Consider the following 24,763-nt stretch of genomic DNA (forward strand, 5'->3'; position numbering starts at 1 on the left):
TTCGCTTCGCCATGCAATCGCCGTCAGATCGGTCAAATTCCGCTTGAAGCGTAAACCCGTTGCCTGAAGGTTACGTTTACCCGTTCGGACAGGATCAGGTAAGGCAACCATACGGCCACACTGATCAAGACCTTGTCCACGTTGCTGGTTAACAATCCTTGCAATGGCTCTGCGACGCCCGCCGGCAGGCCATTAGCCATGCCTATTTGCCGGGCGATCAGGCATTGGATGGCGATATCCAGCACCCATGTGAAAATCAGCATTCGCGGAAAATAGGCCACGCTGCGCAGCGCCAGAATGAAGCAGACCATGTAGAAAAAGCCCATCACGGCAAGGTCTGCCGACATCATCAGGAACAGCGACTGGCCCCACGCGGGCGCGTGGCCGTTCAGCGCCGGGATGGATACGAAGAATTCAAGGCTGCGCACGGCCACGTTCAGCAACAGCCCCACCAGCATGGAAGCCATGAAACCGGCCGGTCCGAACAGCGGGTTGGCCCGCGCTTCGGTTATGCTGATCCGCCGCCATTTTCCGCAAGGCGACAGCCGCAGGGATGGTTGCGCTGTCAGCGTTCCCTGGGGGAAGGCGCGGTCCGCAAGGTAAAGCCCGGCCACCGGGGCCAGCGCGACCGCGCAATAGGGCAGGATCAGCGCCAGGGCATCCGCTGCGGAGCGCACGGGAACGGGGGCGAGCAACAGCTTAAGGGCGATCGCGGCGGTAACGGCCGCCGTCCAGGCAATGGCGATAGCGCCGATATTGCGCTGGAGATAGCGCACCACGCGCTGGCTGCGGCTTTCCAGCCGGCGCAGGTACTCGCCCGGCAACATTGCCGCAAACCGGCCGACACCGGATCGCATGGGTCTTGCCTTCGGCATTGCACGGTCAGCAGATATGTTCATTGCCCACCTGTCAATCGCCCAACTGCCAATCGCAACACGCGCCGGCATCGAACTGGCAATGCGCCGGGGCGGAAACTTGGAAAGCCGAATCAGGGTGATAGTCCGAATCATGGCCGGTGGCCGCCCGCCAGATGCCAAAAAACAACACGTTAACCTTCGCGATTAACAAACTAACGCGCTAACCTTTTGCACACAAAGATTAATTTATTCCTGCGCTTTTTCGTTTGACCCAAACGGCCCCTTTCCACAAGATTAGCAGCGTTCCGAGGGAACATGACGTGATGGCTCCGGCGCAACTGCCGGAAATAAAACAACAAGGGGTCGCGTCGGTTCCAGCATATCTCCCCCTCGGACGGGCAAGCCGGAAATAGATGCCGGTGCCTATTTTGGACTTACCCGGGCTAACGGATGATCGCCGGGGTGTTTAGGGGTGATTGACCATGAAAACCTTTCTCAAGACCTTTATCGCTGACGAGTCGGGCGCTTCGGCGGCCGAATATGCTCTGATCCTTGCCATCGTTGGTGTCGGTATCGGTGCTGCCGCTCTTACGCTTGGCGCCAACGTCAAGCAGGCGATTGGCAATGCGGCTTCGGACGTTTACAAGTGCAACAACACGACGAGTGTGACTGCATCTTCGTCGGTCAACTCCGCTGCTTGCACTGGCAATGCTGGCTAATTTGAGTATAGAAATGGCCTGGTCTGCCTTTGCAGGCTGGGCCTTTTCGCCTTCAATATCTTAGGTGGCTGCGTCTTGGGGGGAGCTTCATGCAGGGGCGAAACGCCATAATTCTGCTCATTGCGGTGGTCATCGGCATCGTGGCCGTCATCATCGCCAATTCCTGGTTTTCCGGGATGCAGCAGCGGCAAGAAAAAGTCGCGGTCCAGCAGAAGCTATCCCGCATCGTCGTCGCCACCCAGCCGATGGAATTCGGCACCAAGATCACGCCGCAGATGGTGCGGATGCAGAACTGGCCGGCGGACTCCGTTCCGCAGGGCGCCTTTACCTCTATCGATGCGGTTCTGAAGGACAATCGCGTGGCGCTTCGCCCCATCGTCCCCAACGAACCCGTTCTTGCCAGCAAGGTAAGCGGCACCGATGGCCGCGCCACGCTGGCCGCCGTGCTGCCCGAAGGCATGCACGCCTATTCCATCAGGACAGACGCGACGCGCGGCGTTTCGGGCTTCGTGCTTCCCGGCACGATGGTTGACGTGCTGCTCACCCGCAAGATCGATGGTGATGGTGCCGGTCCGCAAGACCTGCGCTCAGACGTTATCCTGCGCAACGTGGAAGTGCTCGCCGCCGACCAGATGGCGAACGACAAGGAAGGCAAGCCCAAGGTGAGCCGCAACGTAACGCTGGCAACGACCCTGTTCGATGCGCAGCGCCTTTCGATTGCCGAAAAGGTCGGCACAATCAGCCTGGCCCTGCGCAAGGTGGAAGACGCCGCGCAGGACAAGGCGGACGGCGTGGTGCGCGATGCCGCCTTTACCGTTACTGACCGCCAGCTGGGCGGCAGGCGGATGTATATCGCCAAGCGCCGCGAAGGCCCGCCGCCATCCAGCATTCCGTCGGCGCGCATGGCTTCCGGCCCTGTTTCCGCCGCACCCGCCTTTTCGGGGCCGAGCATGACCGTTTTTCGCGGCACGGACCCCACAATCTATCCGCTTGGCTTCTCGGGGGGGAAGTAAGATGAAGGTCCTGACCGGAGCCAGGTCTGTCGCAGTGGGCGCGCTTCTGGCGCTTATGCTGCCCGCGCCCGCATTCGCGCAATATTCCAGCCAGATGGACGGTGCATCGCTGCACGCCGGCGAACTGGAAGTGCCCATAAACAAGAGCCAGGTCGTCACCGCCGACCGCTCCATCGCCAAGGCGTTGGTCGGCAACGCCGACATCGCGGACGTTCTGCCCATCTCGGGCCGCTCGGTCTATGTGCTGGGCAAGAAGCTGGGGACCACCAGCCTGACGCTTTACGATACCGGCGGCCGGGTTATCGCGATCATGGATGTCGCGGTGGGGCCGGACGTGGAAAGCCTGCGCCGCCAGATCGCGCAGCTGATCCCCGGACAGGACATCGAAGCGCGCATTTCCAACGGGTCCATCCTGCTTTCGGGCATGGTCAGCGATCCCGGCGCGGTGGACCGCGCGATGCAGCTGGCCAAGGCCTTTGCCGGCGATAACGTGATCAACCTGATGACCGTGGGCGGCAGCCAGCAGGTCATGCTGGAAGTGAAGTTTGCCGAAGTGAACCGCCAGATGGGCGAAAAGCTCGGCCTCGATTATGGCTTCTCGGACAACGGCAGCTTTGGCGGCGTGATCGGGGAAGGGGCGGCGCAGTCCGGCGCGGGCGCGGCCACGCTGGGCGCGATTTCGGATTCCTTCGGCATCTTCGGCAAGTCGTTCAGCATCGGATCGACCAGCATCAACGCCACGCTGAACATGCTGGAACGCCACGGCCTGGCAAAGACGCTGGCGGAACCCACGCTGATCGCGCTTTCGGGCGAACGCGCTTCGTTCCTGGCGGGCGGCGAGTTTCCGATCCCCGTATTGCAAGGCTCTTCGGGCGGAACGGGAACCAACAACAACGCCATCACCATCCAGTTCAAGCCTTTCGGCGTCAGCCTGGGCTTCACGCCCACGGTGCTGGGCGACAAGGTGATCAGCCTTGTGGTGGAACCCGAAGTCAGCTCGATCGATCCTTCGGCATCTGTAACGGTGAACGGTCTGGTCGTGCCCGGCCTGCAAACGCGCAGGGCCAGCACCACGGTGGAATTGCGCGACGGTGAAAGCTTCGCCATCGCCGGCCTGATCCGCCGCGATTTCCAGACCACCGTGCGCCAGCTTCCGATCCTGGGGTCGATCCCGATCATCGGTTCGCTGTTCCGTTCTTCCAGCTTCCAGAAGGGCGAGACGGAACTGCTCATCATCGTAACGCCGCGTCTGGTTGCGCCGATCAAGCCGGAGCAGGTTCGCCTGCCGACCGACCAGATCGAAGATCCCAAGGCGGTTGACGTGCTGATCGACGGGGAAGGGTACAAGCCCAAGGCCCTGCCGCCGCAGCCGAACGCGCCGATGGCCGATCCTGCAGGCGCCGCGGCGGCCGCACCTGCGGCCACGGGCGGGACCGCACCCGATGCAGCGGCAAAGAAGGATCCGGGCTATGAATATTGAACGCGGACGCTGGATTGCGATGGCCGGGCTTCTTCTGCTCGCCGGCTGTGAACACGGGGTTTATGGCAACGATCCGCGCGTGACGGACCTGGGCGAAGCCAACCGGCAGACCATGATGGCCCAGGTGATCGATCCCGATCCGCAATACGAATACCTCGATCCCGCAACCAGCGGCGAGCACGCCGCGCAGGCGATCGAACGCTATCGCACCGACAAGGTGAAAAAGCCTGCGGCCGTCCGCAGCACGTCCGTCAGTAGCGGCGGCGGCGGCGGTGGCGGCGGATAAGGGAAAGTGGACTGGAGCGGCGATGGAAGCCGGATTTTTCCGATCTTTCGCGCGGGATGAGCGCGGCGCCATTTCATCGCTTTATGCGGTCGGCATTCTCGCGCTTGTCGCGATCGCGGGGGTAGGGTTCGACTATGGGCGCATGATGGCGCTCGATACCGAATTGCAGAACGCGGCCGACCAGTCGGCGCTGGCCGCGGCGACGCAGCTTGACGGAAGCGACGGTGCAATGGCCCGCGCGCGAGCGGCTGCCATCAATGCGCTTGGCAACCAGACGCGTTTCGCGAACGACCGCGATGCGGACGGCCGGAACCTGAGCATTCCTTCCGCCAATGTCGAATTTTTCGATGGTTACGCAAACGACACCTTCGGCAGCGTCGCCACGACGGACGATGCGGCCAAGGTGGTGCAGGTGACGGTAAGCCCGCGCCGGGTGTTCTATGCGCTGACGCCGCTGGTCGATGCCTTCTCCGGCCGCGCGACGGGCAAGGCTGCGGCCATGCTACAGACCGCGACCTGCAACGTGCCGCCGATGATGTTCTGCGTGCCGAATGGCGCGGACGGCAATCCGCGCCGCGATTTTCCGACGTCGGACGATATCGGACACGGCCTTGCGCTCCACTTCAAGGCAAATGGCGTCAGTTCCAATCCCAGCAGCACCGATGCGACGCAGACGGATACGACCGTATGGGCACCCGGCGACTTCGGGTTCCTTGACATGGATTACTATCCCAAGAGTGGCCAGAACTCGACCGCCGGGGTAAATTCCTACGCGCTGGGCTGCACCGGAACACCGCCGGTAAGCAATCCGGGTTTCCGCACGCCGCAGGGCACGGCGCTCAATACCCGGTTCGATCTGTATGGAACGCCGAAGAAGAGCTGCGATTCCAGCACGGGTGACTTCTGTCCTTCGCCCAATGTGACGAAGAACTGGATCAACGTGCAGACGGTGACAGTGACCGACCCGAGCACGGCGACATGTGCATCGACTCCTCCGAACAAGAGCACCTGGAGGCCTTACGATGCAAGCACCGACAGTTCGTTTTCCAATCCCGGCTATCCGCTGGATGCATCCTATTCCGGACCATATGGCGATGGAAACTGGTCTCCGTCGACATGGATCTCGGCCGCTCATCCCGGCAACACGCTCGACGCTATTCCCGATCTTGACGGGAATGGCGAGATCAGCAGGTATGAGGCATACGAGTGGGAGATGGGCGATCCGGCCAACCTGCTGAAGCCGAGGCTGCTGCACAGCGATCCGCCGGTGGCGTCGAACGGCAACAGCGGCAAATGGGACGTCACGCTCTATTGCTCTTATCCGCAACCGGTGAATGCCACCGGCTTTCCCGCCAGCGATTCCGAAAAGGATCGCCGTGTGATGTCTGTTGCGGCGGTCGATTGCTCCAGCCTCAACGGCAAGGAGGCGGTCGATATCGTGCGCTGGGTCGACCTGTTCCTGGTCCAGCCGGTCAATACCACCGCGGAAGATCGCAACTTCCAGACGGAAATCATCGGCCCGGCCCGCCAGGCCAATGGCAACAGCGGCTTCCAGTATTTCGGCAAGCGCAAGGCGGTGTTGATCCGATGAGCCCGCGCCGCTTCATCCGTTCCGACCGGGGGAATGCGGGGGTCGAGTTCGCACTCGTCCTGCCGATGCTGATCGTGCTGATGTTCGGCGGGTTCGAGGCCGGTAACTTCGTGTGGAACGAGCACAAGCTGGTAGAAGCGGTGCGGGACGGCGCGCGCTTTGCCTCGCGCTATCCGGTCAGCACGTTTTGCGACGGCGAGAGGGCGAAACCCGCCACGGACGCTACCTATGCCGATGCAGTCGACGTGATAAAATTCTATACGCGCACCGGACGTATGCCGGGAAGCGACCAACAGGCGAACGCGGCCGTCCTGCCGCGCGTGCCCAACTGGACCAGCGATAGCCAGGTGACGTTCGATCCGGGCTGCGGCAAATTCGTGAGGACCGGGATCTATGGCGCCTTGACCAACGAGGCCGGCGATGCCGGTCAGGCCGGGCCTCTTGCGTCGATTTCAGCTTCGGTGCCGTATCGTTCCCTTTTCCACGGCCTCGGCTTTCCGAGCGTGGGCATTGTTCTGAGGGCGCGGTCCAACGTCGCGGTGATCGGGCTATGATCCGGATCGCGGCCTTCCTGCGCCAGGATCGCGGCGCGACCGCGGCGGAATTCGCGCTGGTCCTTCCGGTGGCGTTGCTGTTCCTTCTGGGGATCATCGACGTTGGCCGCTATGCCTGGGCGATGAACCGGATGGAAAAGGCGGTGCAGATGGGAACGCGCTATGCTGTTGCCACGTCGATCGTGCCCGAAGGCCTTAACAGCAAGGATTTCGTCGGCTTCGATTGCGGGGGCACGAGCGTTCTCGGGCCGGGCGATCCGATTTGCCGCGATGCGATCGGCACCATCGCCTGCACCGGCAGCCCGGCTTCGTGCACTTGCACGCCAAGCGCGCTTTCCGGTTCGTGCACCGGCCTTCCGGGAAATGCGGACAACGACGCATTCACGAAAATCGTCAACCGGATGCGGGTCGTTTCCCGGTCGGTCCAGCCCGGCGACGTTACGATCACGTACAGCGGTTCGGGGTTGGGCTATGCCGGCGATCCCTCTGTCGCCGACGACGGAACGCCTTTGAGCCAGGTTTCCCCGGTGGTAAGCGTGCAGGTGAAGGGCGCGACGTTCCGTTCGCTCGTCGCTTTCGGGGCGCCGCTTCGGCTTCCGACATTCCGATATTCCGAAACTCTCGAGGATGGCGACGGTTCTGTCGCGTATTAGGCTGATTCCATGGGCAACTTTGATAGAAAACTTGAATTGATGAACGATATGATTCCGACGTTGCCCGGCGGCCTTGTGATCGCTGCGAATGCCGCCGAGATCGAGCGGCTGCGCACCGCTTCGGTTGGCACCGCCTATCGGGGAGCGGTGTTCATTGCCACGACGCCGGGAGAGCCCCTGCCGAGAGACATTGTCGATTCCGCGCGCGTCCTGGTGATCGAGGTCGATCCGGAAGACGACGTATCGTTGCGCCGTGTCGGCGGCATCCGGGCGGAACGGCCGGACCTTGCCATCATCGCGGCGCTGGCAAAGGCCGATGTGTCGCTGGTGCGCACGTTGATCCGGCAGGGCGTTTCCGACGTTGCCACGTTGCCGTTCGAACCGGTGGAACTCGCGTCGCAGATTCTGGACGCCTCGGCGAAGTCCGCGGGCAAGGAAAGCAAGGTCAGCCTTGCTCCGATGTTCAGTATCGTGCGCGGGACAGGCGGTTGCGGAACGTCGACGGTCCTCACCCACCTTGCCGCTGCCTTGCAGGAGGATTGCGCGGGCAGCAAAGGCGTGTGCATCGTCGATCTTGACCTGCAGGGCGGGGATATCGCGCCGCTTCTGGGGGTGGAACCCAAGGTTACGGTTGCATCGCTGCTCGATGCCGGGGACCGGCTGGATGCCGATCTGGTCCAGGCCGCGGTGACGCGGACGCGCCATGATTTTTCATTGATTGCGGCGCCCGAAATGATCGAGCCGCTCGACACCGTCGATGTCGACTATTTGCTGCGCGCGCTGGCGCTGGTTCGCCAGCAGTTCGATATCGTCCTGCTGGACCTGCCGGCAAACTGGACCAACTGGGCGCTTTCCACCGCCCTTGCATCGACGCGCGTGTTGCTGGTTACCGATCTTTCCATCGCCAGCCTGCGACAGGCGAAGCGCAAGTTGCAGCTGCTTTCCTCCATCGGTCTGGAAAAGGACAAGGTGGAAGTTGTCGTCAACCGGCTGGAACGCAGGCTGTTCAAGGCCATCGGCGTCGAAGAGGCGGAAGAGGCGCTCAACCATCATGTCCTTGCGGGGTTGGCGAACGAAGGCGCGGCTATCCGCGGTGCACAGGACCAGGGGCTACTGATCGAAGAGATCGAAAGCCGCAGCAGGTTTGCCAGGGATATCCGGGCGCTTGCCGCTCAACTTTGCGGCCAGGGGGGATAGGCGCCCATGGCGATGTGGAACGTCAGGAAAACGCACGATGCCACCGAAGCACCGCCACAGGTGCATCCCGGCGACGTGGCCGCTCCGCCCCCGCAGGCGTCGGCGGGGCGTTCCCGCGCGGCGGAACGCAAGCTGCAACTGAAAGTTTCGATCCACCGCTCCCTGCTCGACAAGATCAACCTTGCCGCGCTTGACCAGTTTTCGCGTGAGCAGATCGAAATGGAGGTCAAGGACATCGTTCTTGAGCTTCTTTCGACCAAGCACGAAATGCTCAACGCCGAGGAACGGCGCGAGCTGGTCGAGGAAGTGCTGGACGAATTGCTCGGTCTGGGGCCGCTTGAGCCCTTGCTGAAGGACGAGACGATCACCGATATCCTGGTGAACGGATATTCGACCGTGTTCGTTGAACGTAACGGTTTGCTGGAAAAGGTGCCCACCCGTTTCCAGGACGACAAGCACCTGCAACGCATCATCCAGAAGATCGTCAGCGCGGTTGGCCGGCGGATCGATGAATCCTCGCCCTATGTCGATGCCCGTCTTGCCGACGGTTCGCGCGTGAACGCGATCATTCCGCCGCTGGCGGTGGACGGATCGACGCTGTCCATCCGCAAGTTCGCGAAGAAGCGTATCGGCATGGAGCGCCTGATCGAGTTCGGCAGCATTCCGCAGCCGATGGCGACGGTGATGCAGGCGATCGTCGCGGCGCGGCGCAACGTCCTGATCTCGGGCGGCACCGGTTCGGGCAAGACCACGCTGCTCAACGCCATGTCCTCTTTCATCGATCATCGCGAACGTATCGTGACGATCGAGGATTCGGCCGAGCTCCAGCTTCAGCAAGAGCATGTCGTCAGACTTGAAACGCGCCCGCCCAACCTTGAAGGGAAGGGCGAGGTGTCGCAGCGCGATCTCGTCAAGAACGCGCTGCGTATGCGGCCTGACCGGATCATCGTGGGCGAGGTTCGCGCCGGCGAAGCCTTCGATATGTTGCAGGCGATGAACACCGGCCACGACGGATCGATGACGACGGTCCACGCCAACTCGCCGCGGGATGCGCTGGCGCGTATCGAACAGATGATCGGCATGAGCGGGATCGACATTACGCCCCGGTCCGCGCGCAACCAGATCGCGTCGGCGGTGAACATCGTGGTCCAGGTCGCCCGCCTGATGGACGGCCGCCGCCGGGTCACCAGCCTTTCCGAAATCACCGGGATGGAGGGCGAGACGATCACCATGCAGGAGATCTTCCGCTACAAGATGACGGGCCGGACCGAAGACGGAACCGTTATCGGCCACTTCGAAGCCACGGGCATTCGCCCCAAACTTCTGGCCGATGCGGCTGCATACGGTGTGGACCTTCCGTCCGAAATCTTCCGGCCGGAAACGAAGCTGAACTGAGATGATCGACCTGCTCATCCGCATTGTCGTTCTGCTCGCGATCTTCGCGTCGATCTTCGTCGTGTCGCAGATCGCGCTTTCGGGCATCTGGCGCAGCCGGGCGCGCAGCGCGGCGATCAACAAGCGGTTGCGGATGATCAAGGAAGGCGCATCGCGTGAGGAAATCGCGGTGCATTTGCGCAAGAACGCGCCGGACGAATTTCCCAACCTGCCGGTGCCCGTGGCCAAGATGCTGCGGGCATTCCAGCGTTCGCTTTTCGCCGCAGCCGTCCCTTTGACCATGTCGCAGGCGCTGGCCGCGATCGGTGCGTTCTTCCTGGTCGTCTTCGTCGTGATGGCTTTGGCGGCCGCGCTTTGGGGATTTGCCCTTCACGCCGGCGTGGTGGTGATGATCGGCGCGGTCGCGGCGGCGATTGCCATCGCCATGCCGCTGTTCATTCTCAACAACCGGGCCCGCCGCCGCCGCAAGAAAGTGGAAGAACAATTCCCCGTCGCGCTGGACGTGTTCGTGCGCGCGTTGCGCAGCGGGCACCCGGTCGCTTCGGCAATCGAACTGCTCACCACAGAGATGGAAGATCCGATCGGCTCCGAATTCGGCCTGGTTTCGGACGAGGTCGCCTATGGCGCGGAACTGACGGACGCGATCGAGGCGATGGCCGAACGCTGGGATCTGGAAGACATGCGCATGTTCGTGGTGTCGCTGTCGGTGCAGATCGAAACCGGCGGCAACCTGGCCGAAGTGATCGAGAACCTGAACCAGGTTATTCGCGAACGCGCCAGCCTCTATCGCAAGGTGCGTGCGCTCAGTTCCGAAGGGCGAATGACCGGATGGATGCTGACCGTGCTGCCGGTGGTCACGTTCATCGGGATGTTCATGGTCAATCCGGGGTTCTACCTGAATGTGGCGATGGACCCGATTTTCCTGTTCGGGTTCCCTTCGCTGATCATCCTGTATTTCATCGGTGTCTTCTGGATACGCAAATTGGTTGACATCAAGGTCTGATATGCTTGGTTTTGTTCTCCAGGATCCGTTGATCCGCATCATCCTGCTGGTAGCGATCTTTGCCGTCGTGGTGTTCGCGGCGGTGTATGTGATGAACCTGATCGGGCGCCGGATCATGGTCAGGACGCAGATCAGGGAAATGGCCGCGGGCGCGCTTGAAGTCGTTCCTTCGGCACGGGCGTTGCGATCGGTAGAAAACGACACAGCCTGGTCGCGCATCGCCGCAGCGGTGGAGAAGGCGGGCCTCAACCTTACCGACACGAACGACGAAAGGCTGACCAAGCGTTTGCGCGCGGCGGGCTTCAGTTCGCCTGCCGCGCCCCGTGTGTTCACGCTGGTGCGGCTTGTCATGCTGATCGTCCTACCGCTCAGCTATGTCTCGCTGTCCTATTTCAGCGGGAACCCGCCGTCGTTTCTGAAGCTTTACCTGATCGGTTCACTGCTGGCTCTGCTTGGTCTCTATCTGCCCAACATCTATGTCCAGGCCCGTGCCGACCGGCGCAAGGAAGCGATCGTGAACGGCTTCCCGGACTGTCTGGATCTGTTGCTGGTATGCGTGGAATCTGGCCTGGGGCTTGAGGCCGCGATGGACCGCGTGGGCCGCGAAATGGCCCTGTCGCATCCGCTGGTTGCGGAACTGCTTTCGATTACCACGCTGCAACTGCGCGCCGGTGCATCGCGCGAAGAGGCGTTCCGCAAGCTGTCGGGCAGCGCGCAGGTGGAAGAGATCAGGTCGTTCACGACGCTTCTTATCCAGTCCGACCGGTTGGGGACGAGCATTTCGTCCACGATGCGGGTCTATGCCGCCGAAATGCGCGAAAAACGCCGCATGAGGGCGGAAGAGAAAGCGCACAGGCTGCCCGTTCTCATTTCTATCCCGCTTGTCGCCTGCATGCTGCCGGTGATGATCGGAACGCTCATGCTGCCGGCCGTTGTCATGGTGGTCCGGGATATCTTCCCGCTGATGTTGGGACGTTGAACAATAGGAGGTTGCCAATGCGCAGGACAATCGCGACCATCGTTGCTCTGACCATTGCCGCGCCGGCCCTGTCGGGGTGCGCGTCGCTGTTCGGAAGCCGCTTCAGTGCGCAATCCGCCAATTGGGTGCCGGATCAGCGCGACCCTCATGAATATGCGAGTTCGCAGATGTCGCTGGGGCGGGACGGACTGCGATACGGTCAATACGGCCTCGCGGTTATCGCCTTCCGCAATGCCGAGCGGTTTCCCGAATTTGCCGCCGACGCGCATAACGGACTGGGCGTAGCCTATGCCCAGATCGGCCGACCCGACGTTGCGCGGCATTATTTCGAGATGGCGATCAACGAAGCGCCAAAGGACAAGCGGTATAGTGCGAACCTTGCAAGGCTGGACGCCAGCCTTGCCGACCAGCAATCGAAGGCGCTTGCGCAGGCAGCGCCAGCCGCACCCCATGCTGTGGCCGATGCCCGTGGGCAGAACCAGATCATCGCCCAATTCCCCGGCAACGCCGTTCGTGCGGGATTGCGTGTAGAAATGCCGGCAGATTCGATGCAGCGCGTTTCGCAACGCGAAGTGGAAGTGGGCAGCGGAACGCCTGCCGCGGGCAGGCGCCGCTCGAACGTCAGCGCCGTTGCCCTCGCGCACCGGCCGACCGGGCGGCGGCTTAACCCGAATTACCCCGTCACGATCGATTACGCGGACCGCAAGGACTTCGGGTCTTCGGCCGTCCACGTTGCGAAGAAGGCGGCCTATCCGGTGCACATAGAGCTCGACCAGTAAGGCATTTCACCACGATGGAAACCGCAACTGTTGGCGCCCATGCGGTGCTTGTCGCCGCGTGCCTGTGCGCGGCATATCTCGATATTCGATACCGCCGCCTGCCGAACTGGTTGAGCGCTCTTACGCTGATCGCAGGCGTCGTTCTGGCTGGCGTCGCGGGCGGTTTTCCTGCGGTTGGCGCGGTGGCCATTCACGTGGTCATCGCGCTTGCCGTGGGCATGGCGTTGTTCGCGATGGGCTGGATCGGCGCGGGAGATGCCAAGTTCTATGCGGCCGTTTCCGCCTGGTTTTCGTGGCACTATGCGGCTGCGCTTGCCGGAGCGATCGGGATCGGCGGGCTTGTGTTGCTGGTTGCCTGGTTTCCGCTGCGCAAGATGGGAAGGGGCAAGGAAGATCCCCTGTTTCGCCAGTTGCCATTTGGCGTGGCAATCGCCCTGGGCGCGCTGCTCGCCCATTTCGGCGTGGCCCTTGTCGCGTAAAGTGGCCCTTGCCGCGTAAAGGCGCGTTTGGTCAGCGCCCCAGCGGATTTACGGCGTGTCCGTCGATCCGGACCTCGTAATGCAGGTGCGGCCCGGTTGAGAGCCCTGTAGATCCGACATAGCCGATCACGTCCCCGGCATGAACTGCCTGACCGGCGGCAACGGTCATGCGCGACATATGGGCATAGCGCGTCTGCACACCCTTTCCGTTGTCGAGGGAGACCATCAGCCCGTAGCCACCGGCCCAACCGGCCGAACGGACTATGCCGTCTGCGGTCGCTTCTATTGGCGCACCATATGGCGCACCAAGATCGACGCCGCTGTGCCATCTTTCTCCGCCAAGCAATGGATGCCAGCGCATTCCGAACCGGCTGGTAAGGATCGGCGAGGACAGCGGCATTCCGCTGGGAACGCCGCCGGTTCCCCCTGAAAAACCGGACTTTGACGCGGCGAGGAGACGTTGCGCGCGCAAGTAGCCTGCGAAGTCGACCGGGCTTCCGCTCAGGTCCATCGCCCGGCCTGCAACCACTGCGGGATCGGAGGCAACGCGAAGCACGGAAACGTCTGCCGCGCCTGTCGATCTGACGACGGTTACGCGTGCCGGAGCCAACGTGCGCGCGGCCGGTTCGGGAACGCTGCGCGAAACGGGCCATGTGACCAGCTTTGCCCCGACGGACTCGTTACTCTTCAATGCCGCGACGCCGGAGCGCGAATGGCTTTTTACTGAAGGCTCCGCGGCGAAAGCGTGCGACGATGCAACACCGGCCATCGCAAGGATGGCCAGAATCCGTGCGGCAGGGGAGCGTATCGACATTTCGCGTGCCGTCACAGCTCGGAAATGACCAGTACGTCGTCGCCTGCGTCATAGCGCAGGTCGATCCCCGCGCTGCGCAATTTTGCAAAGCTCAGGTATTCCGCGTTGGCTGACGATCCGGCAAGCCTGCTATAGGCCGAAGGCTGCATTTCGGTCTGGACCATCGAAAGAAGGTCGCCAAGCCTTACCGCAAGCCCGCCGCTCGCATCGATCTTTACGGTAAGCCTGCCCGCGATGTGGTTGTTCAGGCTTACCGACGTCTCGTGCATGATGACGCCGTCGACCAGCCGGTCGCGCGAAGGAGCGGCACCCGCCAGCCGTCCCGGCTTGCCGCCAGATTGACGGACGCTTGGCTGCGCCAATGCAGCGGTGCGCGTGGCCGATCGCTTTCCAGCCTGCGGCGCGGCGCGCGGAATATCCGCAAGATCGAACGTCTCGACCGCCCTGGAGCCTTGCATGAGCGCGGGTTGCTGGCTGTCGGTGGAAACGGATGCCAGACCAGCACCCTTTCCGGGCCGGGCGGCTGCCGCCGCTCCCGCACTGGATACCGGATCGGCAAAGCTTGCGCTGTCGTCCGCAATAGTCGGTACCGGGGCGGTGGCGCCGCCAGTTGGGGCGCTTGCCACGGGGCTGGTGTTCATCGTCGCCGCGATGGGCCGGAGCGGCGCCGCTGTTGCGCCCGCCGGTTGCTTGAAAGGCTGCTCTATTTCCACGTCGGGAAGGGTGAAGGCGATCAACGCGCGATCAGGCGAGGCAATCGGTGCCGTGCGGCGAATTGTGCCGACCGGGCTGGACGCAAGCGGCAAATCGAACCGCACGGCTAGGTTTTCGCTCCCGTTACCGTGCGACTCGGATTTCAGAGCCTGTGAAGTGCGCGTTGTCGGCTGGCGCAGCCCGGGTATGGAAGGTGCGGTTTCCCCGATTGCAGCAAGGCGATTTACATTTGTTCTCGAATTGCCCGGTTTTGCGGCAAGAGATTGATCCAGAACGGTTTTGCCTGTTCTTCCACCGTCGAATCCGGCCGATTTTTCCGGATTGGCAGAGAAAGCCGCGCGCACCATTGCGCTTGCCGGAAGCGTTTTGCCCGGCGGCGTATGGGCGAACGCAACGGCGACGCTCGCAATGCCGCCGGCAAATGCAGCGGCAATAAACGGAAATTCCGCGTCAAGTGATTGGAATCGCAATGTTCCTGGATGCGCTGAGTAGGTCATCTCGCTGCACCACCCCCAGTTGTCCGATCCAACCAGAATATCACAACCGGCATCCGGGAAAAAGCAGCCTTGCGGTCAGGGCGCGCGACACGGGCCGATTGCACCAGCGCTGCGGGACCGTCGCAAATCCGCGCGGTAACGAACGATTTCGGTTGTGTACCACTACCGGACAGTTCGTATTCAGGCACCCATGTTGTTAGTTTACAATGATTAACGCGCTTGCACGACTCGTTCTGGCGTGGTGTGCTGAAACTCTGGGAGTTGAGCTGTCCCGAGTCGGCCTTTGGCCCGGAGAGATTAGTCGCTTCCAGCTAACCATGTGCTCGGGTCGTCGAACGGGCAATCCTTCCAGGTTTCACGATTCCCGTTCGTGAGCGCGTCCCGGCCGATCCTCGTTGGGAGGACCGGCTTTGGGTTGCAGGGGATCGGAAATGGATTTTCAGGAGGGACGTCAGTCCGGAAGCAATGGTACGAATGCGTCGGCGGACAATACCGCTGCCGAGCATACTGCCGCTGCAAGCAACGCTCCGGCTGCAAGCAACGCCGTTGAACTCGTGCCCAATGCAGACAACGTCGTCGTCCTGCCCGAAGGGGCAAGCCTCGACGATTTGACCGTCCAGGGCCGTGATATCGTCATCACGCTGCCCGACGGGCAGGTCTATGTGATCCACGACGGCGCCGTTTACGTCCCGCAGATCGTTGTCGACAATGTCGAAATCCCGCCGTTGAACCTGGCGGCCCTGCTTACCGGCAATGGCCCGCAACCCGCGGCCGGTGCGGCGCAAAGCTCCGGCGGCAATTTTGCCGAAGCGGCCGGCCCGATCCAGTCGGCCTACGGTCTGGGCGATCTCCTGCCGTACACCAATCTTTCGTTCAGCGAACCGCAGCAGCGCGAAGTGCTGCCTTACCTGGCCGACAACAACGTTCCCGACGTGGTCATCCAGGACGGGTCGCCGGCATCCTCGAACGCGGTGGACAATGTCAGCGAGGCGGGCCTTCCGGCCGATCGCCTCAATGGCAACGTCGAAAGCCCGGGCTCGTCGGCTGGCGACGGCTCGGATTCAACGACCGGCACGATTTTCATCACGTCGCCCGACGGTATCGGGTCGATCACGATCAATGGCGTCACCGTCACCGGCGTTGCCGGCCAGGAGATCGACACCGGCACCGGCTCGCTCGTGCTGGGCGCGCTCGAAAACGGGCAGATCGGATATACGTATACGCTGTATGACAACACGTCCGGCGATAATGCGTCCGACGTGTTTTCCGTTGTCGTAACCGACACGGACGGCGACAAGGCCAATGCGACGTTGACCATCAACATCGCCGACGATGTGCCGACCGCGCATGCGGACAGCGGCAGCGCAGGTGAGGGCGCCACGCTTAACGTGAATGCGGCCTCCGGCGTATTGTCGAACGACGTGTTGGGAGCGGACGGCGCGGCGCCGGGCGGCGCGGTGACGGGCGTTGTTGCGGGCAGCGACACGAGCGCGGCGGTGACAGGCGGGATCGATACGGCGATCGCGGGGAGCTACGGCACGCTGACGCTGCACGCGGACGGCAGCTACAGCTATGCGAGCACGGCGAACGGGGTACCCGCGGGCGGGGCGAGCGACACGTTCGTCTATACGATCACCGACGGCGACGGGGACACCTCGACGACGACGCTGACGATCAACCTTACGGACAGCGGGCTTGCGGCGACCGGCGAGGACGCGAGCGTGAACGAGGCGGCGCTGGACGGGATCGGCTCGAACCCGTCGAGCAATGCGGAGACGGTGAGCGGGACGCTGGTGGACAACGCGTCCGGCGGCAGCGGGGCGCTGAGCTATGCGCTGGTGGGCTCGGGCACGGGCAGCCACGGTTCGATCACGGTGAACCCGGACGGGACGTGGAGCTATACGCTGACGAGCCCGGTTGACGGGACGACGCTGGATAACGGCACGAACACGGTCGATAACGTCGAGAGCTTCACCTACCAGGTGACCGACGCGAACGGGAACACGACGACGAACACGATCACGATCGACGTGATCGACGACGTTCCGACGGCGCGCGCGGACAGCGACAGTGTGGTCGAGGGCGGCACGACCGACGGCAACGTGGTGAGCGGTGTCGGCACGACCTCGGGTCTTGTCGACGTTCTGGGAGCGGACGGCGCGGCGCCGGGCGGCGCGGTGACGGGCGTTGTTGCGGGCAGCGACACGAGCGCGGCGGTGACAGGCGGGATTGATACGGCGATCGCGGGGAGCTACGGCACGCTGACGCTGCACGCGGACGGCAGCTACAGCTATGCGAGCACGGCGAACGGGGTTCCTGCAGGCGGGGCGAGCGACACGTTCGTCTACACGATCACCGACGGCGACGGGGACACCTCGACGACGACGCTGACGATCAACCTTTCCGACAGCGGGCTTGCGCCAGACAATCAGACGGTAACGGTTTACGAAGCGGCGCTGGACACCATCGTGGACCCCAACGACCTGGCGGCGAGCGCGGTGACCGGCAGCAATCCGACGCTGACCACCGAAACGGTGACCGGCCAGCTCAATGCCAACAGCGCGCCGACCTATGTCGCGACCAGCGGCACGACGGCTTACGGCTCATATCAGGTCAACGCCGACGGAACGTTCACCTATACGCTGACCAGCCCGTACACCACGACGCCTTCGGCCGATAACGGTGCGGAGACCGAAGCGGGCAAGGACTCGTTCAGCTACACCGCGAAGGATGCGAACGGGAACACCGTGAGCGGAACGATCACCGTGGACATCGTTGATGATGTTCCGTCTATCGACGTGACGGCGGGTTCGGACAGCGGCGTTGTGCTGACGACGCACGACGCGCTGACGGTGGGCGCGGCGTTCGACACGGCGAGCAGCACGGCGAACTTCGGTTCGGTGTTCGGGCTGACCTCGACGGCGGGCGCGGACGGCGCGGCGACGCCGAGCCTGTCCTATGCGTTCACGATCGACAACGCGGCCTCGGGCCTGACGAGCCACGGCGACGCGATCACGCTGTACCAGCTGGCGGACGGCACGGTGGTCGGCTCGACCGCGGGGACGGCGCCGGCGAGCGTGAGCGACGCATCGGTGGTGTTCAGCGTATCGGTGGCGAGCGACGGCACGGTCACGCTGACGCAGTTCCAGCAGATCGATCATTCGGCGGCGGCGGACCCGTCACCCACGGATGCACCGTTCGTCGACCAGACGACGGTCCTTGCCGACGGGCACCTGTCGCTGACCGCGAGTTCGACGATCACCGACAGCGACGGCGACAGCGCGACCGACAGCGCGTCGATCGACCTGGGTCACAACCTGGTGTTTGCCGACGCGGGGCCGAGCCTGAGCGCGACGGCGGCCGGCGTTGGCGTGACGGTGGACGAGACGACGGCGGGATCGCCGGGCGGTTTCGGGGTGAGCGGGATTTCCGCGACGTCGGCGACGGCGGCGATCACCGCCACCAGCGACTTCGGCGCGGACGGCCCGGCGACATCGGGATCGAGCGTTTACGGCCTGACCGTGAACGGCACGGGCACGACGGCGCTGCATACGACGGTGGGCGACTATGCGATCCATCTCGACCAGACGAGCTCGAGCACGATCAGCGGCATCTATAACGACGGCGCCAGCGATCACACCGCGTTCACCCTGACGATCAATGCGGACGGGACGCTGACGCTGACGCAGTTCGTGGCGCTGGATCACCCGGTAACGACCGACCCGAACGATCCGCTGCACCTGACAGACGCCAGCGGCGCCAGCCTGGTCGACGCGACGCTGACGATCACCGACTACGACGGCGATACCGCCACGACATCGGTCGGCATCGGCCAGAACGTGACGTTCCTCGACGACGGGCCGTCTATCGACGTGACGGCGGGTGCGGACAGCGGCGTTGTGCTGACGACGCACGACGCGCTGACGGTGGGCGCGGCGTTCGACACGGCGATGAGCACGGCGAACTTCGGTTCGGTGTTCGGGCTGACCTCGACGGCGGGCGCGGACGGGGCGGCGACGCCGAGCCTGTCCTATGCGTTCACGATCGACAACGCGGCCTCTGGCCTGACGAGCCACGGCGACGCGATCACGCTGTACCAGCTGGCGGACGGCACGGTGGTCGGCTCGACCGCGGGAACGGCACCGGCGAGCGTGAGCGACGCATCGGTGGTGTTCAGCGTATCGGTGGCGGGCGACGGCACGGTCACGCTGACGCAGTTCCAGCAGATCGATCATTCGGCGGCGGCGGACCCGTCGCCCACGGATGCACCGTTCGCCGACCAGACGACGGTCCTTGCCGACGGGCACCTGTCGCTGACCGCGAGTTCGACGATCACCGACAGCGACGGCGACAGCGCGACCGACAGCGCGTCGATCGACCTGGGTCACAACCTGGTGTTTGCCGACGCGGGGCCGAGCCTGAGCGCGACGGCGGCCGGCGTTGGCGTGACGGTGGACGAGACGACAGCGGGATCGCCGGGCGGTTTCGGGGTGAGCGGGATTTCCGCGACGTCGGCGACGGCGGCGATCACCGCCACCAGCGACTTCGGCGCGGACGGCCCGGCGACATCGGGATCGAGCGTTTACGGCCTGACCGTGAACGGCACGGGCACGACGGCGCTGCATACGACGGTGGGCGACTATGCGATCCACCTCGACCAGACGAGCTCGAGCACGATCAGCGGCGTCTATAACGACGGCGCCAGCGATCACACCGCGTTCACCCTGACGATCAATGCGGACGGGACGCTGACGCTGACGCAGTTCGTGGCGCTGGATCACCCGGTAACGACCGACCCGAACGATCCGCTGCACCTGACAGACGCCAGCGGCGCCAGCCTGGTCGACGCGACGCTGACGATCACCGACTACGACGGCGATACCGCCACGACATCGGTCGGCATCGGCCAGAACGTGACGTTCCTCGACGACGGGCCGTCTATCGACGTGACGGCGGGTGCGGACAGCGGCGTTGTGCTGACGACGCACGACGCGCTGACGGTGGGCGCGGCGTTCGACACGGCGATGAGCACGGCGAACTTCGGTTCGGTGTTCGGGCTGACCTCGACGGCGGGCGCGGACGGGGCGGCGACGCCGAGCCTGTCCTATGCGTTCACGATCGACAACGCGGCCTCTGGCCTGACGAGCCACGGCGACGCGATCACGCTGTACCAGCTGGCGGACGGCACGGTGGTCGGCTCGACCGCGGGGACGGCACCGGCGAGCGTGAGCGACGCATCGGTGGTGTTCAGCGTATCGGTGGCGGGCGACGGCACGGTCACGCTGACGCAGTTCCAGCAGATCGATCATTCGGCGGCGGCGGACCCGTCACCCACGGATGCACCGTTCGCCGACCAGACGACGGTCCTTGCCGACGGGCACCTGTCGCTGACCGCGAGTTCGACGATCACCGACAGCGACGGCGACAGCGCGACCGACAGCGCGTCGATCGACCTGGGTCACAACCTGGTGTTTGCCGACGCGGGGCCGAGCCTGAGCGCGACGGCGGCCGGCGTTGGCGTGACGGTGGACGAGACGACAGCGGGATCGCCGGGCGGTTTCGGGGTGAGCGGGATTTCCGCGACGTCGGCGACGGCGGCGATCACCGCCACCAGCGACTTCGGCGCGGACGGCCCGGCGACATCGGGATCGAGCGTTTACGGCCTGACCGTGAACGGCACGGGCACGACGGCGCTGCATACGACGGTGGGCGACTATGCGATCCACCTCGACCAGACGAGCTCGAGCACGATCAGCGGCATCTATAACGACGGCGCCAGCGATCACACCGCGTTCACCCTGACGATCAATGCGGACGGGACGCTGACGCTGACGCAGTTCGTGGCGCTGGATCACCCGGTAACGACGGACCCGAACGATCCGCTGCACCTGACAGACGGCAGCGGCGCCAGCCTCGTCGACGCGACGCTGACGATCACCGACTACGACGGCGATACCGCCACGACATCGGTCGGCATCGGCCAGAACGTGACGTTCCTCGACGACGGGCCGTCTATCGACGTGACGGCGGGTGCGGACAGCGGCGTTGTGCTGACGACGCACGACGCGCTGACGGTGGGCGCGGCGTTCGACACGGCGAGCAGCACGGCGAACTTCGGTTCGGTGTTCGGGCTGACCTCGACGGCGGGCGCGGACGGCGCGGCGACGCCGAGCCTGTCCTATGCGTTCACGATCGACAACGCGGCCTCTGGCCTGACGAGCCACGGCGACGCGATCACGCTGTACCAGCTGGCGGACGGCACGGTGGTCGGCTCGACCGCGGGGACGGCACCGGCGAGCGTGAGCGACGCATCGGTGGTGTTCAGCGTATCGGTGGCGGGCGACGGCACGGTCACGCTGACGCAGTTCCAGCAGATCGATCATTCGGCGGCGGCGGACCCGTCACCCACGGATGCACCGTTCGCCGACCAGACGACGGTCCTTGCCGACGGGCACCTGTCGCTGACCGCGAGTTCGACGATCACCGACAGCGACGGCGACAGCGCGACCGACAGCGCGTCGATCGACCTGGGTCACAACCTGGTGTTTGCCGACGCGGGGCCGAGCCTGAGCGCGACGGCGGCCGGCGTTGGCGTGACGGTGGACGAGACGACAGCGGGATCGCCGGGCGGTTTCGGGGTGAGCGGGATTTCCGCGACGTCGGCGACGGCGGCGATCACCGCCACCAGCGACTTCGGCGCGGACGGCCCGGCGACATCGGGATCGAGCGTTTACGGCCTGACCGTGAACGGCACGGGCACGACGGCGCTGCATACGACGGTGGGCGACTATGCGATCCACCTCGACCAGACGAGCTCGAGCACGATCAGCGGCATCTATAACGACGGCGCCAGCGATCACACCGCGTTCACCCTGACGATCAATGCGGACGGGACGCTGACGCTGACGCAGTTCGTGGCGCTGGATCACCCGGTAACGACGGACCCGAACGATCCGCTGCACCTGACAGACGGTAGCGGCGCCAGCCTCGTCGACGCGACGCTGACGATCACCGACTACGATGGCGATACCGCCACGACATCGGTCGGCATCGGACAGAACGTGACGTTCCTCGACGACGGGTCGAGCGCGGCGACGGCCGATGGCGTGTCGTTGACCAATGGATCTGGGGGCACCAACAGCGCCTTCCTGGATGCGGATCACACGCTCAGCAACAACTATGGCGCTGATGGTCCGGGGGCGGTGATATTCACTGCGGCCACGATCACGAGCCTTGAAGGGCAGAACCTGACGTCCGGCTTTGCGGCACTGGAATATGCCCTTTCGGCGGACGGTACGGTCCTGACGGCTTCGAAATCTACCGACCATTCGCTGGTGTTCACGATTGCCCTGCAACCGTCGGGTTCGCCTGACCAGTATGTCGTCACGATGGCGCAACCGGTCGATTCGACGAGCACGGTCAACTTCAACGACGGCACGTATGACTTTGTTGGCGGGAACGATCCGTGGGCCGGCTTCGTCCCTCTCGGGCAGGATCCCAACAAGCCGGGCGGCGTCGCGTTGAACGACAATTCCCATGACTTGCTGCTCACGCCGTTCGGCACGGATGGCACGTCCGGAGACTCGATCAACGGCACAGCCAATTCCGCCGGTGTTTCCGGTGGCGGCGGTGGCCAGAACATCGGCACGGACGAAGGCATCCGCCTGGATTTCGTCGTCGATCTGACCGGTAATCCGAAGGGCAGCCCTGCCAATTACGATGGCAACGTGGCCCAGCAGGATCACGTGTTCGACAACCATTACCAGGTAAACGACGTATCGGTGCAGTTTGGCAGCGGTTCGACGAACACCACGATCGGCATCGAGGCGTTTGACGCCAACGATTCCACGGACCTGGTCTATCACAACGGAACGCAGGTAAACGTCACGCAGGTCGTGATCAGCTATGATGGCGAGAACCAGCTTTTTTCCTTCGATCCCGCGCACCTTACCCAGACGCTTTCAGTTGGCAGCCCCGGCGGCCTTGCAGATCGCAACTACACGGTAACGTGGGTAGAAAGCTCGCCGGGTTCGGGTGTCTATTCGGTTGAAGTGACCGGCGTTCTGGATACCAGTGTGCGGATCGCCACGCATGGCGCTTCGGCGTACGAGGCCTTGGAAATCCAGCATATTTCCGGCGACAGCTTTGCGCTGACCGGTTTTGGTGCGGCCACGATCTCCAACGATCCGGTCGATTTCAATGTGCCGATTTCGATCCAGGACGGGGACGGCGACATCGTCCCTTCGGGCAGCCTTCCGATCCACCTCAATGCCACGACGACGCCGATCGCGATGGACCTCGATCACAACGGGGTGCAGTACCTTGGCCTCGCTGCTGGCGTGATGTTCGATTACAACCACGATGGCGTGGCCGAACATACCGCGTGGGTTGCCGGAAACGACGGCATCCTGGCGCACCAGGGGGCTGACGGTTCGCTCCAGATTGCGTTCTCCAGCGCCGGGGCGGGAACCGACCTGCAAGGCCTGGCCGCTACTTACGACACGAACGGCGATGCGCAGCTGACATCGGCGGACAAGGCCTTCGGCAGCTTCGGCGTATGGCAGGATGCCAACAGCAACGGCGTTGTCGACAGCGGCGAATTCCATACGCTGGCCGAACTGGGCATTTCCTCGATCTCCCTGAAGTCCGACGGTGTAACCTCGGTCCAGGCGGGCGGCGATGTCGTGGTCAGCGGATCGTCGACGTTCGTGATGAACGGCACGGCCGCCACGCTTGACGATGCTGCATTCGCAACCGTCGCTGCCGAGCGCACCGCCGCCCGCACCGCGGAACTGGCTGCGGTTTCGGTTGCGGCAGCGGGCTTTGCCGGTCTTGCGGCGGCGCACGCGGCCATGGCCATGCCGGTCGCGGCAGAATCCTCGAACGTGCCGGTGGCGACCCTGCAACTGGCCGATATCGCGGATCATGCCGTGCTGCCCGATGTGGTTTCGACCACGAAGGCGCCGGTCGAACATTTCGAGGCGCAGCAAGCGGAGCAGGCACCCACGCCGGAACGCCACGCGATGCAGGATTCGAGCACGCTCGAACCGCTTCACGACCTGGGCACGGTTGCGGATCATGCCAATCCATTGCCCGCTGTCCAGGCTGCGGTGGGCGGTGCGGACCTGCACGTATCTTCGCTGTTCGGCAACGCCGGCGATGCGTCGCTGATGCAGTCGATCCTGCAGGCGGCCCATTCGAACGGCGCCAACGCGCAGGCAGAACAGCAGCAGGCCCAGGGGACGATGGACCTGCCCGCCGTGCGCGAGGCGATGGCCGAAGGCACTGCGTCTCACGCCGTGGATGCGATTGTCGATCACTTCGCGGCGGGGCATTCCGCCCCTGCCATCACCATGCCCGATGGTGGCGCAGGCGATATGCTTGCCCATGCCCTTGCCGGTTCCGGACACCCGGCGATGAATCCGGGTATCATGGAGGCTGAAATGGCGCATGCTCTCGCCGCGGCAGAGGCTCACGCGGTGGTACACGCTTAAAAGATATTTTTTGCAGAAAGGGGATGGGGATGTCCCAATATACGAAGATGATCGCATGGGCGGTCGGGTTGTCTTGCGGTCTGGTGCCGGCCCTGGCCATGGCCCAGGACGCGACCGACCTGATGAGCCTCGACAAGGGGGCCTTGAAAGGGGAAATCCAGAAGCGCTTCGACGGCGCCGTGGCCGCCACGAAGGACGATGCCGTCGTCAACGCGGATTCGGCGGCGTTCATGTGGGCCTCGCAGGCCAAGGCGCAGTG

17 protein-coding genes are annotated in these 24,763 nt (G+C 63.8%); 14 read left to right on the forward strand and 3 right to left on the reverse strand.

The features are described from left to right. Positions 1-32: 32 nt before the first annotated feature. Positions 33-857, reverse strand: a complete 825-nt coding sequence (locus RXV95_RS07955; protein WP_338468473.1) for a DUF2569 domain-containing protein — start codon at positions 855-857, stop codon at positions 33-35. A gap of 482 nt (positions 858-1,339) precedes the next feature. Between RXV95_RS07955 and RXV95_RS07960 the strand changes: the two genes are divergently transcribed. The 13 genes from RXV95_RS07960 to RXV95_RS08020 all read left to right on the forward strand — a co-directional run bounded on the left by RXV95_RS07960 (position 1,340) and on the right by RXV95_RS08020 (position 12,985). Then, the gene (locus RXV95_RS07960; protein ID WP_338468474.1) at positions 1,340-1,576 is read left to right on the forward strand and encodes a Flp family type IVb pilin; all 237 of its coding nucleotides are present in this window, start codon (positions 1,340-1,342) and stop codon (positions 1,574-1,576) included. Positions 1,577-1,665: 89 nt separating this feature from the next. Continuing rightward, entirely contained in the window at positions 1,666-2,589 is a 924-nt protein-coding gene (gene cpaB / locus RXV95_RS07965; RefSeq protein ID WP_338468475.1) for a Flp pilus assembly protein CpaB, read from the forward strand. A gap of 1 nt (position 2,590) precedes the next feature. Further along, entirely contained in the window at positions 2,591-4,069 is a 1,479-nt protein-coding gene (locus RXV95_RS07970) for a type II and III secretion system protein family protein (protein ID WP_338468476.1), read from the forward strand. Beyond that, complete coding sequence (locus RXV95_RS07975) at positions 4,059-4,355, forward strand: hypothetical protein (protein ID WP_338468477.1); 297 nt, start codon at positions 4,059-4,061, stop codon at positions 4,353-4,355. The genes RXV95_RS07970 and RXV95_RS07975 overlap by 11 nt, the downstream gene beginning before the upstream one ends. Positions 4,356-4,377: 22 nt before the next feature. After that, complete coding sequence (locus RXV95_RS07980; protein WP_338468478.1) at positions 4,378-5,946, forward strand: pilus assembly protein TadG-related protein; 1,569 nt, start codon at positions 4,378-4,380, stop codon at positions 5,944-5,946. Next, complete coding sequence (locus RXV95_RS07985) at positions 5,943-6,500, forward strand: TadE/TadG family type IV pilus assembly protein (protein ID WP_338468479.1); 558 nt, start codon at positions 5,943-5,945, stop codon at positions 6,498-6,500. The genes RXV95_RS07980 and RXV95_RS07985 overlap by 4 nt, the downstream gene beginning before the upstream one ends. Beyond that, the gene (locus RXV95_RS07990) at positions 6,497-7,153 is read left to right on the forward strand and encodes a TadE family protein (RefSeq protein WP_338468480.1); all 657 of its coding nucleotides are present in this window, start codon (positions 6,497-6,499) and stop codon (positions 7,151-7,153) included. Before RXV95_RS07985 ends, RXV95_RS07990 begins: the two co-directional genes overlap by 4 nt. 39 nt (positions 7,154-7,192) lie before the next feature. Next, the gene (locus RXV95_RS07995; protein WP_338468481.1) at positions 7,193-8,350 is read left to right on the forward strand and encodes a P-loop NTPase; all 1,158 of its coding nucleotides are present in this window, start codon (positions 7,193-7,195) and stop codon (positions 8,348-8,350) included. Between the two features lie 12 nt (positions 8,351-8,362). Beyond that, on the forward strand, positions 8,363-9,745 hold the full coding sequence (locus RXV95_RS08000; protein WP_338468529.1) for a CpaF family protein: 1,383 nt from the start codon (positions 8,363-8,365) through the stop codon (positions 9,743-9,745). Position 9,746: 1 nt separating this feature from the next. Next, positions 9,747-10,748 (forward strand): type II secretion system F family protein, encoded by a 1,002-nt coding sequence (locus RXV95_RS08005; RefSeq protein WP_338468482.1) that lies wholly within the window; start codon positions 9,747-9,749, stop codon positions 10,746-10,748. 1 nt (position 10,749) lies between these two features. Further along, positions 10,750-11,727: a type II secretion system F family protein gene (locus tag RXV95_RS08010; protein ID WP_338468483.1), complete on the forward strand. Its 978-nt coding sequence runs from the start codon at positions 10,750-10,752 to the stop codon at positions 11,725-11,727. 17 nt (positions 11,728-11,744) lie between these two features. Then, on the forward strand, positions 11,745-12,506 hold the full coding sequence (locus RXV95_RS08015) for a hypothetical protein (RefSeq protein WP_338468484.1): 762 nt from the start codon (positions 11,745-11,747) through the stop codon (positions 12,504-12,506). Between the two features lie 14 nt (positions 12,507-12,520). Continuing rightward, on the forward strand, positions 12,521-12,985 hold the full coding sequence (locus tag RXV95_RS08020) for a prepilin peptidase (RefSeq protein ID WP_338468485.1): 465 nt from the start codon (positions 12,521-12,523) through the stop codon (positions 12,983-12,985). 31 nt (positions 12,986-13,016) lie between these two features. Here the strand turns inward: RXV95_RS08020 and RXV95_RS08025 are convergent, their stop codons facing one another. Beyond that, positions 13,017-13,799, reverse strand: a complete 783-nt coding sequence (locus tag RXV95_RS08025; protein WP_338468486.1) for a M23 family metallopeptidase — start codon at positions 13,797-13,799, stop codon at positions 13,017-13,019. 11 nt (positions 13,800-13,810) lie between these two features. After that, positions 13,811-14,617 carry a hypothetical protein gene (locus RXV95_RS08030; protein ID WP_338468487.1) on the reverse strand — a complete coding sequence of 269 codons (807 nt, stop codon included), beginning with the start codon at positions 14,615-14,617 and terminating at the stop codon, positions 13,811-13,813. 824 nt (positions 14,618-15,441) lie between these two features. Here RXV95_RS08030 and RXV95_RS08035 point away from each other — a divergent pair. Then, complete coding sequence (locus RXV95_RS08035) at positions 15,442-24,504, forward strand: DUF5801 repeats-in-toxin domain-containing protein (protein WP_338468488.1); 9,063 nt, start codon at positions 15,442-15,444, stop codon at positions 24,502-24,504. Positions 24,505-24,763 lie beyond the last annotated feature (259 nt).

Origin of the sequence: Novosphingobium sp. ZN18A2, assembly GCF_036784765.1 — a bacterium.
Taxonomy (GTDB): domain Bacteria; phylum Pseudomonadota; class Alphaproteobacteria; order Sphingomonadales; family Sphingomonadaceae; genus Novosphingobium.